The organism is Salicibibacter cibi (assembly GCF_016495865.1).
Classification (GTDB): domain Bacteria; phylum Bacillota; class Bacilli; order Bacillales; family Marinococcaceae; genus Salicibibacter; species Salicibibacter cibi.
In genome coordinates, this window is sequence record NZ_CP054706.1 from 77,003 (window position 1) to 89,264 (window position 12,262).

Annotated in this window: 14 protein-coding genes, 1 pseudogene and 1 other annotated feature (1 of these 16 only partly in view); all 15 genes and pseudogenes read left to right on the forward strand. The window is 45.9% G+C overall.

What is annotated here, in order from left to right:
• Positions 1-234 (forward strand) — a binding site (T-box leader); it begins 15 nt to the left of the window's first position.
• A 60-nt stretch (positions 235-294) separates the two neighbouring features.
• On the forward strand, positions 295-2,268 hold the full coding sequence (metG, locus tag HUG20_RS00320; RefSeq protein WP_200086723.1) for a methionine--tRNA ligase: 1,974 nt from the start codon (positions 295-297) through the stop codon (positions 2,266-2,268).
• A gap of 25 nt (positions 2,269-2,293) precedes the next feature.
• Positions 2,294-3,067, forward strand: a complete 774-nt coding sequence (locus HUG20_RS00325) for a TatD family hydrolase (protein ID WP_200086725.1) — start codon at positions 2,294-2,296, stop codon at positions 3,065-3,067.
• Positions 3,068-3,131: 64 nt separating this feature from the next.
• Positions 3,132-3,722, forward strand: a complete 591-nt coding sequence (gene rnmV / locus HUG20_RS00330) for a ribonuclease M5 (RefSeq protein ID WP_200086727.1) — start codon at positions 3,132-3,134, stop codon at positions 3,720-3,722.
• Positions 3,719-4,594 (forward strand): 16S rRNA (adenine(1518)-N(6)/adenine(1519)-N(6))-dimethyltransferase RsmA, encoded by an 876-nt coding sequence (rsmA, locus tag HUG20_RS00335; protein ID WP_200086729.1) that lies wholly within the window; start codon positions 3,719-3,721, stop codon positions 4,592-4,594. Before rnmV ends, rsmA begins: the two co-directional genes overlap by 4 nt.
• Before the next feature lie 213 nt (positions 4,595-4,807).
• Positions 4,808-5,680 carry a sporulation peptidase YabG gene (yabG, locus tag HUG20_RS00340; RefSeq protein ID WP_200086741.1) on the forward strand — a complete coding sequence of 291 codons (873 nt, stop codon included), beginning with the start codon at positions 4,808-4,810 and terminating at the stop codon, positions 5,678-5,680.
• 202 nt (positions 5,681-5,882) lie between these two features.
• On the forward strand, positions 5,883-6,137 hold the full coding sequence (locus HUG20_RS00345; protein ID WP_200086757.1) for a Veg family protein: 255 nt from the start codon (positions 5,883-5,885) through the stop codon (positions 6,135-6,137).
• Positions 6,138-6,252: 115 nt separating this feature from the next.
• Positions 6,253-6,432, forward strand: coding sequence for a small, acid-soluble spore protein, alpha/beta type (locus tag HUG20_RS00350; protein ID WP_200086759.1), 180 nt, complete (start codon positions 6,253-6,255; stop codon positions 6,430-6,432).
• Positions 6,433-6,624: 192 nt separating this feature from the next.
• The gene (ispE, locus tag HUG20_RS00355; RefSeq protein WP_200086761.1) at positions 6,625-7,485 is read left to right on the forward strand and encodes a 4-(cytidine 5'-diphospho)-2-C-methyl-D-erythritol kinase; all 861 of its coding nucleotides are present in this window, start codon (positions 6,625-6,627) and stop codon (positions 7,483-7,485) included.
• A gap of 61 nt (positions 7,486-7,546) precedes the next feature.
• A pseudogene (gene purR, locus HUG20_RS00360) lies at positions 7,547-8,367 on the forward strand (pur operon repressor).
• Between the two features lie 14 nt (positions 8,368-8,381).
• A complete protein-coding gene (locus tag HUG20_RS00365) occupies positions 8,382-8,759 on the forward strand; it encodes a RidA family protein (RefSeq protein ID WP_200086763.1) in 378 nt (125 codons plus the stop codon).
• A gap of 237 nt (positions 8,760-8,996) precedes the next feature.
• Positions 8,997-9,284, forward strand: coding sequence for a septation regulator SpoVG (gene spoVG, locus HUG20_RS00370; RefSeq protein WP_200086771.1), 288 nt, complete (start codon positions 8,997-8,999; stop codon positions 9,282-9,284).
• A 220-nt stretch (positions 9,285-9,504) separates the two neighbouring features.
• The gene (locus HUG20_RS19295; protein WP_200086773.1) at positions 9,505-10,116 is read left to right on the forward strand and encodes an RNA-guided endonuclease InsQ/TnpB family protein; all 612 of its coding nucleotides are present in this window, start codon (positions 9,505-9,507) and stop codon (positions 10,114-10,116) included.
• 34 nt (positions 10,117-10,150) lie between these two features.
• Positions 10,151-10,435, forward strand: a complete 285-nt coding sequence (locus HUG20_RS19300) for a transposase (RefSeq protein ID WP_200086775.1) — start codon at positions 10,151-10,153, stop codon at positions 10,433-10,435.
• 23 nt (positions 10,436-10,458) lie between these two features.
• Complete coding sequence (locus tag HUG20_RS19850; RefSeq protein ID WP_200090322.1) at positions 10,459-10,608, forward strand: zinc ribbon domain-containing protein; 150 nt, start codon at positions 10,459-10,461, stop codon at positions 10,606-10,608.
• 265 nt (positions 10,609-10,873) lie between these two features.
• On the forward strand, positions 10,874-12,238 hold the full coding sequence (gene glmU / locus HUG20_RS00390) for a bifunctional UDP-N-acetylglucosamine diphosphorylase/glucosamine-1-phosphate N-acetyltransferase GlmU (RefSeq protein ID WP_200086777.1): 1,365 nt from the start codon (positions 10,874-10,876) through the stop codon (positions 12,236-12,238).
• The last annotated feature ends 24 nt before the right edge of the window (positions 12,239-12,262 follow it).

Below are 12,262 nucleotides of genomic sequence, written 5' to 3' on the forward strand. Positions count from 1 at the left end.
GGATGAGTAAATGCTCACGTGTCTACAGAGAGCCGAGGCTGATGAGAACCGGCGGCAAACGAGGTATTGAAGATGGTCCGGGAGGTTTTTTTCCTCGAGCTGTGTTGCAGTAAGGGGAGGACGTCTGTCTGCGTTATTGACAGTCGCCGGTGGAAATAACCGGCGCTCCTAAGCTCTTGGTCACAATCAGGAGGAAAAAGGGTGGTACCGCGTGAGTGAACTCTCGCCCCTGCATGGGGTGGGAGTTTATTAATTATCGAGAAAAAAGTTCATGATGAAAACAAGGAGGTTCTTATGGCCAAGCCAACGTTTTATTTAACAACGCCGATCTATTACCCGAGTGGAAAGTTGCATATCGGCCACGCCTATACGACGGTGGCCAGTGATGCATTGGCCCGTTACAAACGTCTGAAAGGCTATGACGTCATGTTTTTGACGGGTACAGACGAACATGGCCAAAAAATTGAACGAAAAGCGGCAGAAGCGGGCACGAGCCCACAAGCATTTGTGGATGGCATTGTCGAAAGTATCCGTTCCCTTTGGGACAAACTGGATATTTCCTATGATGATTTTATTCGTACAACGGAAGAGCGACATATACGATCCGTTCAACAAGTCGTTGAACAACTGAAAGAGCAAGGGGATATTTATTTAAGCGAGTATGAAGGATGGTATTCCGTTTCTGACGAAACGTACTATACGGAACTGCAACTTGATGACCCCGTTAAGGAAAACGGAAAAGTGGTGGGTGGAAAAAGCCCGGACAGCGGGCACCCCGTTGAATGGGTGCGGGAAACGTCCTATTTTTTCCGGATGTCGAAATACGCGGACCGCTTGCTTGCTTTCTATGAAGACAATCCTGATTTTATCCAACCGGAAACGCGTAAAAATGAAATGATCAACAACTTCATCAAACCGGGGCTTGAAGATCTTGCTGTTTCCCGTACGGCATTTTCCTGGGGCGTCCCTGTCAAAAGCGATCCTGATCATGTGGTGTATGTATGGATTGACGCATTGTTAAATTACATTACCGCGCTTGGATATGGGACTGCGAATGACGAGAAATACCAACATTACTGGCCGGCAGATGTTCATGTCGTAGGGAAAGAAATCGTCCGTTTTCACACGATTTATTGGCCGATCATGCTGATGGCATTGGATCTCCCGCTTCCGAAAAAAGTGTTTGGCCATGGCTTTGTGCTTATGAAAGATGAAAAAATGTCGAAGTCGAAAGGAAATGTCGTGTACCCGGAAACATTGGTGGAACGATATGGCCTGGATGCGGTTCGTTACTACTTGCTTCGTGAAGTGCCGTTCGGTGCCGATGGTCTTTTTACTCCGGAAGCGTTCGTTGACCGTATTAATTTCGACCTTGCGAACGACCTTGGCAACTTGTTGAATCGGACGATCGCGATGCTGAATAAATATTTTGACGGCGAATTGCCGGAATATATTCGCGACGGAACGCCATATGACAGTGAACTTGTGGAACTTGCCTATGCGACGGTGACGAAGGTGGAGAACCATATGGAAGAAATGGAATACTCCGTCGCATTGACGGCAATCTGGCAATTTATCAATCGCGCCAATAAATATATTGATGAAACGCAGCCATGGATGCTTGCAAAAGACGATGATAGAGAACCATTGCAGACAGTAATGTATCATTTGGCGGAATCTCTCCGTTATATCGCCGTTTTGATCCAGCCGTTTTTAACAAGGGCTCCGCTTTCAATTGCAAAACAACTTGGGTTTGAAAATCAGGAGTATTTATTGACGTGGGGTTCACTTCAAAAGTTTGCCCAACTGCCGGCGGGCACAAAAGTGGTTGAAAAAGGAACCCCGGTATTTCCGCGCATCGACGTGGAAGAGGAGGTTGCCTACATCACGAAGCAAATGACCGGAGGCGCTTCATCCCCCGGCGATGACGCCGAAGGAACAGAAGGGCTCATTGCCATTGAAGATTTTAAAAACGTTGAATTGCGGGTAGCGGAAGTTATCGAGGTAGAGCCTGTGAAAAAAACCGACCGTTTGCTGAAAATCCAATTGGATTTGGGCACAGAAAAACGTCAAGTCGTATCCGGCATCGCCGAACACTATGATGAAGCCACGCTCCTTGGCAAAAAACTTATTTGTGTGAGCAATCTTAAGCCGGCAAAATTAAAAGGGGAAGCGTCGCAAGGAATGATCCTAGCCGGTAAAGCGGATGGGGATTTACGTGTCGTCACCGTTGATGGCGATCTGCCAAACGGCACGGTCATTTCTTAATCTCCGGGGAAAGAAGGAAAAGCATATGGTTCAATTATTCGACACACATGTCCATTTGAATGTGGAACAGTTTGACGAAGATAAAGAAGCGGTGATCGATCGCGCCCGTGAGACCGGCGTTACGATGATGAATGTCGTCGGCTTTGATCGCGAGACGATCAAAGGGGCGATTGATCTCGCTGAAACATATCCTTTTATCTATGCAACGGTCGGTTGGCATCCTGTGGATGCTGTTGATATGGCATCGGAAGATTTGGACTGGATCGAATCTTTGGCGAGTCACAACAAGGTTGTGGCGATCGGAGAAACCGGCTTGGATTATCACTGGGATAAATCCCCGGTGTCCATTCAAAAAGATGTGTTTCGCAAACAAATTGCATTGGCGAAAAACGTCAATCTCCCCCTTGTCATTCACGCCCGTGAATCGCAGGAGGACATTGCCGAAATCATGGAAGAAGAAGGATTGGGCCCAGCCGGAGGGATCATGCACTGTTATAGCGGGGACGTCGAAACGGCAAAACGCTTTTTGGCGCTTGGTTTTCATCTATCTTTTGGCGGCCCCGTTACGTTTAAAAATGCGCAAATGCCGAAAGATGTTGCCAAAGAAGTGCCGCTGGACCGATTGTTGATTGAAACGGACTGCCCTTTTCTGGCACCGCATCCCTATCGCGGGAAGCGCAATGAGCCGGCATATGTGGTAAAAGTTGCGGAAAAACTGTCGGAACTTCATGGCCTTACGTCCGAACAATTAGCTGGGATAACCATGACGAATGCAAAGGCTTTATTTAACATCACTTAGGGCAAAGGCCAGAATAAGTGATAGAGGTGTATTGAAGAGTCCTATGCATCGAAGGAGTGCTCGAATGGAAAAAGCCAAGCCGGTGGTGGAAGAATGCATCGTCGTCGAAGGAAGGGATGATACGGTTGCGGTCCAACGTGCCGTTCATGCAGATACGATTGAAACAATCGGTTCGTCAGTACCCCCTCATGTGATTGGAAAGGTCAAACTCGCTTCAAGCCGCCGTGGCGTCATTGTTTTCACGGATCCGGATTATCCTGGCGAACGGATCCGCCGGATCATCTCGGAAGCCGTTCCCGCTTGTAAACATGCATTTGTAAGTAAAAAGGAGGCAATGGCCGCTGATGGGAAAAGCATCGGGGTCGAACACGCTCATCCGCAAACGATCCGACGTGCACTTGAAAGCGTACGGGAGCCTGTTCTCCAACGCCAAAAAAACTCGGAACTAATAACCATCGAAGAAGTGCGGGCAGCCGGCCTGCTGGCCGGTCCGGATGCGCGCGCGAGGCGCTCCCTCGTTGGCGAACACCTTAATATCGGGTATGCCAACGGCAAGCAGTTTTTGAAACGGTTGCATGTTTTTCGTATCGGCCGTCAGGAGTTTCACGAAGCCGTAGCTAAAGTGAAGCAACAAAATGAGGAGTCATCACAATGACAAAAGAAATCGCTACTCCGTCAAGAACAAGGGAAATCATGGATCAACACCATCTTTCTTTTAAAAAAAGCCTTGGGCAAAATTTCATGCTTGACGGGAACATTTTGAATAAAATGGTGGACGCTACAGAAGTAACTGCCGAAGACGGTGTGATTGAGGTTGGGGCAGGCATTGGCGCGCTGACGGAGAAATTTGCAAAACGCGCGAAAAAAGTCGTCGCTTTTGAGATCGATCAACGCCTCCTCCCCGTACTGACGGATACGCTTGCGCCTTACGATAATATAGACATTCGTCATCAAGACATCTTGAAAGCGGATTTGCGGGAACTTTGCGAGACGACATTGAAAGATACGCGGCATATTGTTGCGGCCGGTAATTTGCCGTATTATGTCACGACACCGATCTTAATGGCATTTTTGGAGCAAAAACTGCCGATTGAATCGCTAACGGTGATGATACAAAAAGAAGTTAGCGAACGTTTGGCTGCTGTACCGGGCACAAAATCGTATGGTTCCTTATCCATCGCTGCGCAATATTATGCGGAAGCGGAAGAAATCATGACGGTTTCTGCTACTGTGTTTATGCCGCGCCCAAACGTAGACTCGACGATAATCCGTTTTCGGCTTCGAAACCAACCTGCTGTCCATGTGGATGATGAGCGTTTATTTTTCGACGTAATCAGGGCTTCGTTTGCCCAGCGGCGCAAAACGCTGGCGAACAACTTGCGGCATTGGCTGGGGAAAAAGGGTGCACACACGGATTTGCATGAAGCGTTTCACCTTGCAGACATTGATGGCAAACGAAGGGCCGAAACGCTTACACTGGCTGAATTTGCCGGGCTGACAGATGCTTTGTCAAAAAAGGGGTTCTAGTGTGTGTAGGTTTACGAACAATACGTCTTGAATACTTCCTGAACAAGAGACAGGGTGCTTTGTTCAGGAATATTTTTATTGGTAGCCATTGTCACACCTCCGAGCTTCGGTCACCATGAGCGAGTCATGAAGCCCTAAAACGCCGTCCCGCCCCGACATTATTCACCCTGCCCACATCCTCTGCATAGGCTAATGCATGAAGGAGGAGTTGCGATGTCATTAGAAATCGGTGATCTCGTTACCCGTTATTCCTATAACGAAGATGTTTTATTTCGGATTACGCGCATGCATGAGGATGGCACGTACGAATTGAAAGGTGAGGATTTACGATTGGTTGCGGATGCGCCATATGAAGATTTGCATAAGATTGATGACGATGAACGGGCCAAAAGGGAAAAAGAACAACAAAAAAAAGAAGAGCAATGTTATCATCTTTTTCGGCAAGATTTCCGTTTGCTTAGAGAAAAAAATGATTATGAAATGTCATCAAACTATGCCACTTCCAGCCCCCTCTACTTTGAAATGAGGGGTCGTGTTTTGCATTTGGATGGCGATCCAGCTTATTTACAAAAATGTACGCTCATGTACGAACGGTTGGGAATACCGGTGTACGGTGCTCATATGAAAGAAACGGAAATGCAAAATCAAGTGGCTTCACTTCTTGAAATGGTGCAACCGGAAATCCTTATTATCACTGGTCATGATGCATATTCATCGGCACTGGGGGGACAAAAAGATAAAAAAGCCTATCGTCATTCTTATGCTTTCGCACAGGCAGTAAGGGAAGCGCGGAAAGTTGTTCCGCAGTTGGATAATCTCATCATTTTCGCCGGAGCTTGCCAATCCTATTTCGAAACCCTTATCCGGGCAGGGTCGAATTTTGCAAGCTCTCCGGCGCGTGTGAACATTCACGCGCTTGATCCCGTTTATATTGCTGCAAAAGTGAGCATGACACCTTTTATGAATCGTGTGCAATTGCATGAAATTTTGCGCAATACCCTTTCTGGTGATGATGGCCTGGGCGGCATTGACACAAAAGGGGTTTTGCGACGTGGGATGCCTTTGCGTGACGAAACAGAAATGTAATCGTGCTGTCCTGTTGACGTAAGATCTTTTCCTGCGAATCCGTATAATAGTGTGTATGAATGCACAAAATAAGGGAAATCTTGCCGCTTAGCAATTAGGTATTGACAGGAAAGAATTGAACTTGATACAATTTACTGTTTTGTATGATTTGACACGAGTGTAAATATATGATATCATCATATACGTGAGGTGGGGTGAAGAGATGGGTGAAACGTTAGTTGAGATTAAGGAATCTCTTGAAGAAAACGTCGGAAAACGGATTACGCTGAAAGCCAACGGCGGGCGCCGAAAAATCGTTGAGCGCTCAGGGCTGTTGGAAGGAACATACCCCTCGGTTTTTATTGTGAAATTGGATCAGGATAAACACAAAATTGAACGTGTATCCTATAGTTACACGGATATTTTGACGCAAACCGTCCAACTTACGGTTTGCGCAGATGAAGAAATGCAAGCATAAAAATAGGCGAGAACGATAGCTGTCATTTCTGTTAGAAAATGACAGCTATACTTTTATGGCCAACTATTTACACTATAAACGTACGGCATATTAAAATTGCGGGGGGATGGTTCTTTTGAGCCGGAAGCGCGGAATAATGTCAGATGCTTTAAAAGAAGAGATCGCCAAAGAAATAGGGATTTATGATACGGTCCAACAAGAAGGTTGGGGTGGCATAAAATCAAGAGATGCCGGCAACATGGTTAAACACGCCGTGGAGATGGCTGAAAGGGATTTGGCAAAAAAGCATCAGTAAAAATGTCGTGCACTCCGGGGTAACATAACGCCCCGGAGTTTTTACGTGTGAAGCGTGGTTGTTGCTGTACAGCGATGGATTTTTCCACTAAAATGATTTTAAGTGATGATCGTGAGAAAGTGCATTTCACTATTGGCGACGCCTACGCCAGTGAAGTTCCGGATAGTTGAACGAAAAAAGGAGCAATAGACGTTGAAGTGTTCTCTGAAAGCCCCCGCTAAAATAAATTTATCGTTGGATGTGATCGCCAAGCGCCCGGATGGCTATCATGAAGTTGAAATGATTATGACAGAAGTGGACTTGGCCGATCGCCTGGACTTTGTGACTCGAGATGACGGGAAAATCGTTGTGGAAATGTCAGAAGGATTTATTCCCCACGATGCACGCAACCTTGCCCATCAAGCAGCACAATTACTGAAATCCAAATTTCAGACGCGCGAAGGTGTACATATATACATTCAAAAAAATATTCCGGTAGCAGCGGGACTGGCAGGAGGAAGCAGTGATGCGGCGACGGTTTTACGGGCGCTTAATGAGATCTGGGGGCTTTCCCTCTCCAAGGGAGAGCTTGCAGAGTTGGGCGCAAACCTAGGATCTGATGTCGCTTTTTGTGTTCATGGCGGTACGGCAAAGGCAACCGGACGTGGGGAAAAAATAGAAAAACTGCCGGCGCTGCCCTCTTGTTGGGTGATATTGGCAAAGCCGCCGATCGGCGTTTCGACGGGAGACATTTACAGACAAATCTCCGTTCCTAACCGCTCTTATTCTCCGGCCTCCGAAATGGAAGATGCTATTTATGGCAATGATTACGCCCGGATTTGCAACCATCTCCATAATGATTTGGAAACAGTGACGCTCGCCCTGTATCCGGAAGTTCGTCGCATTAAGAAGCGTATGATTGAATCCGGCGTGGATGCAGCATTAATGAGTGGAAGCGGTCCGACCGTATTCGGCCTCGTCAAGCATGAAAATCAAGTGAATCGTGTGTATAACGCTCTTCGGGGCTTTTGTGAACATGTATATGCTGTCCGTCTCCTAACAGAAACTTGCTAAAACCGAATGATAATGATATATTTTCTATAAATATTCGTGTTTTAGCAAGAGGTGGCGGGATATGAAAAAATTAAAGCGAAGCGGTCGTCTCGTAGATATGACGAATTTTTTACTCAAGCATCCGAATCAGTTGATCTCCCTCCACCGTTTCTCTGAACGTTATGCGGCGGCGAGATCATCGATTAGCGAGGATTTGGGAATCGTAAAAGAAATTTTTGAAAGCGAGCAAATGGGATATTTAACGACAGTACCGGGTGTGAGCGGTGGGGTGCGATATGAACCGGCGGTTTCTGCCCGGGAAGCCGAAATTTTGGTTGAAAGGCTTTGCCGAAAGTTGGAAGAGCCTGACCGTTTGCTCCCGGGCGGTTATTTATACATGATGGATATCCTTGGGCAACCGCGGTGGATGAACGAGATTGGCCGTTTGTTTGCGGGTATTTATCGGGAAGCAAACATTGATGTCGTCATGACCATGGCTACGAAAGGCATTCCGATGGCTTATGCAGTTGCTGCTTATCTTGATGTGCCGATTTGCATTGCCCGCCGCGATCATCGTGTCACGGAGGGGTCAGTCGTAAGCATCAATTACGTATCCGGTTCGGCCAAGCGGATTCAAACAATGTCCCTGGCACGCCGAAGCATTCCCGAAGGCAGTGATGTATTAATCGTTGATGATTTCATGAAGGGGGAGGAACGGCAAGAGGGATGAGCGAATTATTAACAGAGGTCAATGCGCATCTCGTTGGCATTGCCGTGCTCGTGGAAGCGCGTCACAGCGAAAGGCTTATCGACGATTACATTTCATTGGTCCGCCTTGATGAGGTGGATGAAAAAGAGAAAAAAATTAAGGCATGTCCAGGAAATTATACGACATATTTATAACGAGGAGTGTTAGTATGAAAACCGTTTATACGAATCAAGCCCCTGAAGCGATCGGCCCTTATTCCCAAGGGATTATTGTGAACAATCTTTTTTACAGCTCAGGTCAAATCCCGCTAACCCCGGAAATGGAAATTGTCGGGGATGGCATTCATGAACAGACGGAACAAGTGCTCAAAAATGTGCAAGCCGTGCTCAAAGAAGCGGGAGCATCCCTTGAATCGGTTGTTAAAACGACGATTTTTATTAAAAATATGGATGACTTCCCCGTTATTAATGAAATTTACGGCCGTTACTTCGATGAACATCAACCGGCTCGTTCTTGTGTTGAAGTGGCGAGGTTGCCAAAGGATGTCCAAATTGAAATTGAAGTGATCGCATTGGTGAATGAATAAAGGAGAGACCAAGTAAACCACCCTTTGTAGGTGGTTTTTTAAATGCTTATCATTGGCATACTGCTATCATCACGCAAGAATAGCCCGGCACGGTGCCATAGAGGGAAGCAGAATTAAGAGAATTAGAAATTTTATTTTTTTTTACCTTTTGAAAAAGGAATTTGTCTGTCTCGTGTGGAACATTGTAGCCTAGAGTTCTTTTAAGCGCTACATTAAAAAGGTGGTGAAGAAGAAAAAATGGAAGTTACAGATGTCAGACTTCGCAGGGTAAACACATCCGGTCGTATGCGAGCCATTTCTTCCATTACTTTCGATCAGGAGTTTGTTGTTCATGACATTCGTGTGATCGATGGAAACAACGGTTTATTCGTTGCGATGCCGAGTAAGCGAACCCCTGACGGAGAATTTAGAGACATCGCCCACCCGATTTCTTCCCGGACGCGCGAGAAAATCCAAACTGCTGTGCTGAAAGAGTATGAACGGCAAGGGGAATATGGGAAATATGAAGAAGCAGGGGTTTCTTAAAGAGGAAAGGGCCTTGTACGCGTAATGTACAAGGTCTTTTTCAATGAAATTCACACACGAAAAAATCGCTTCGACATCGGTACGCAGGAATGTTTTAAATGCCGCATTACTTTTTTCAATCTGATTGAAGTTTCACTTTATCTCTAAACGTGTTTGCTCAAAAATTACAAAGGTAAAATGTAGATCAAAGTATGGTATACTTTAAAATGGGGGGATACCTATGAGCCACATCGCCTATAAGTTCAAAATTGAACCGGATGAAATGCAAAAAGAAACAATTCTTCAAACCCTTTCCCTGTGTCGATGGCTCTACAACACTGCTTTGGAACAACGTATTTATGAATACAAGACACATAAACAGGCCCTGTCCCTCTACACGCAGAAAAAGGAACTTCCGCAACTCAAGCAAGCTTTTCCTGTTTATAAGAGCGTTCATTCCCAGGTACTGCAAAATGTAATTGAACGATTGGATAAAGCCTATCAATCCTTTTTCAATCGGTTAAAGAAGGAAGAAAAGGCGGGTTTTCCCCGCTTCAAAGGAAAAAAACGTTATCATTCGTTTGTCTATCCTCAAAGTGGTTTTTCTTTAAAGGGAAAGTATATTTTTCTCTCCAAAATTGGCGATGTACGAATCAAAAAACATCGAGAAGTGCGAGGGGACGTAAAGGCCTGTACAGTCATCCATAAGAATGGAAAATTCCATGTGTCTTTATTGTGTGAAATCGAACCACAAGAAAACCCTATGACCGATAAAGCAAAAAAACCAAAAGCCATAGGTATTGATCTTGGTATTTCTCACTTAGCGATTACATCAGATGGATACTTTTTTTGACAATTCGAAACACTAGCAATATGAAGAACGAAAATTGAAACACCTTCAACGATTGGTATCAAAGAAAAAGAAGGGATCCAGCAGGCGCAAAAAGGCTGTACAGCTCCTCGCAAAACAGCATGAACGAGTGGCCAACAAACGAAGGGATGCCGCTCATAAAACCTCACGACAGTTGGTTAACCACTATCACACCATTGTATTTGAAGACTTGAATATTCAAGGGATGGTGAAAAATCACCGCTTGGCAAAAAGTATAACAGACGCTGCTTGGCGACAGTTGATCAAGTTCACGACTTACAAAGCTGAGAAGTGCGACTGATCAATCCCTATAACACAAGTCAAATGTGTTCTGGTTGCGGTGCATTTGTGAAAAAATCATTATCCGAAAGGACACACCGCTGTTCTTGTGGATATGAAGAACATCGGGATATCAACGCTGCAAAAAACATATTACGCCTTGGCTTGATGGAAGAACCAAAAGAAATCCCATAACAAAATAACAGGTGCGGAACGTGCCTTCGTGGAGAGCACGAGGTTGCTCGGCTCTATGAAACGAGAAACATCAAAAGATGTATCTGATTTTTTTCAGATGTTCGTCCTTGAAATGACGAGAGGTTCACGATATATTCGTAGTATGAAAAAAAACATTTATCGAATGTAAACAGTAGCAATAGAAGTGGAAGCAATAGGTTTTCGCATTTTCTAACCTCTAACCTCTAACCTCTAACTTTCCACTTCTAGCATGGGAGGGCATCGGATGGACAATCGATATGCAATCGTTCTTGCAGCGGGCAAAGGAACACGGATGAAATCAAAAAAACCGAAGGTTTTACATACCGTAGGCGGCAAGCCGATGGTTTCACACGTCGTGGAGCAGGTTCAGACTGCCGGATTTGAACAAATCGCCGTGGTGATTGGCCACGAAGGTGAGCAAGTGCAACAGGTTCTTGGAAATGACGTCGACGTTGTCTGGCAAACAGAACGTCTGGGAACGGGACATGCCGTTCAGCAAGCGGAACCCCTGCTCGGAAATAAAAAGGGCGTGACGCTAGTGATTAGCGCGGATACCCCGCTGATTTCATCCGTTACCATGCAAGCGTTAAGTGACCACCATGAATATAGCGGTGCAGCGGTAACCGTTTTAACGGCGCGTGTGGATGATCCTACTGGGCTTGGACGCGTGATTCGCGATACCCGGACGGGCGATGTGGAAAAAATTGTTGAACATAAAGATGCAACCGCCAAAGAACGAGGGATATCCGAAATCAATACGGCCACCTATTGCATTGATAACGAAGCACTTTTTTCTGCGCTTGAAGAAGTGTCGAACGATAATGCTCAGCAAGAATATTACTTGCCGGATGTCATTGAAATTCTCAAAGCACGGGGAGAAAAGGTTTCGGCTTGGGAAACACCCGATGCTTCCGAGGCGTTGGGGGTCAATGACCGTGTGGCATTGTCAGATGCCGAACAAGCCATGCAAAAGCGGATCAATGAATATTGGATGAAACAAGGCGTTACCTTTGTGGATCCTGCCCATACATATGTATCGGCCGATACTGAATTGAGTCCTGATACGACGCTTTATCCGGGTACGATGCTGCGCGGGCGAACCGTGGTTGGGGAAGGTTGTCTCATCGGACCCCACTCAGATATCAGCAACAGTGCCATTGCAGCCTTCACGACGATTAAGCAATCGACGATTTCATCAAGCGCAATTGGGGAGCAGGTTCAAATTGGTCCATTTGCGCACATTCGTCCGGAAACGAATATTGCCGCTGGGGCAAAAGTAGGCAACTTCGTCGAAATAAAACAATCGAGCATCGGAAAAGATTCAAAAGCAAACCATTTGAGTTATATTGGAGATGCCAAGGTTGGTGACGACGTTAATCTTGGTTGCGGTGCGATTACGGTCAATTACGATGGGAGGGAAAAACATTTAACGACTATTGAAGATGGGGCTTTCATCGGTTGCAACGCGAATCTTGTTGCGCCGGTAACGGTTGGGAAAAACTCATTTATCGCCGCCGGATCAACGATTACTGAAAATGTCCCCGGGGAAGCATTGTCTATTGCACGCTCTCGGCAATCAAATAAAGAAGGCTACATGAAAGGAAAATAAAACGACCGGTTAACCATATCCACA

Bases quoted from the DNA above. Each gene is read 5' to 3' on its own strand.
- HUG20_RS00325 (WP_200086725.1), top strand. From the start codon at position 2,294: ATGGTTCAATTATTCGACACACATGTCCATTTGAATGTGGAACAGTTT.
- yabG (WP_200086741.1), top strand. From the start codon at position 4,808: ATGTCATTAGAAATCGGTGATCTCGTTACCCGTTATTCCTATAACGAA.
- HUG20_RS19850 (WP_200090322.1), top strand. From the start codon at position 10,459: ATGTGTTCTGGTTGCGGTGCATTTGTGAAAAAATCATTATCCGAAAGG.
- rsmA (WP_200086729.1), top strand. From the start codon at position 3,719: ATGACAAAAGAAATCGCTACTCCGTCAAGAACAAGGGAAATCATGGAT.
- metG (WP_200086723.1), top strand. From the start codon at position 295: ATGGCCAAGCCAACGTTTTATTTAACAACGCCGATCTATTACCCGAGT.
- spoVG (WP_200086771.1), top strand. From the start codon at position 8,997: ATGGAAGTTACAGATGTCAGACTTCGCAGGGTAAACACATCCGGTCGT.
- glmU (WP_200086777.1), top strand. From the start codon at position 10,874: ATGGACAATCGATATGCAATCGTTCTTGCAGCGGGCAAAGGAACACGG.
- rnmV (WP_200086727.1), top strand. From the start codon at position 3,132: ATGGAAAAAGCCAAGCCGGTGGTGGAAGAATGCATCGTCGTCGAAGGA.
- HUG20_RS00365 (WP_200086763.1), top strand. From the start codon at position 8,382: ATGAAAACCGTTTATACGAATCAAGCCCCTGAAGCGATCGGCCCTTAT.
- HUG20_RS19295 (WP_200086773.1), top strand. From the start codon at position 9,505: ATGAGCCACATCGCCTATAAGTTCAAAATTGAACCGGATGAAATGCAA.
- HUG20_RS00345 (WP_200086757.1), top strand. From the start codon at position 5,883: ATGGGTGAAACGTTAGTTGAGATTAAGGAATCTCTTGAAGAAAACGTC.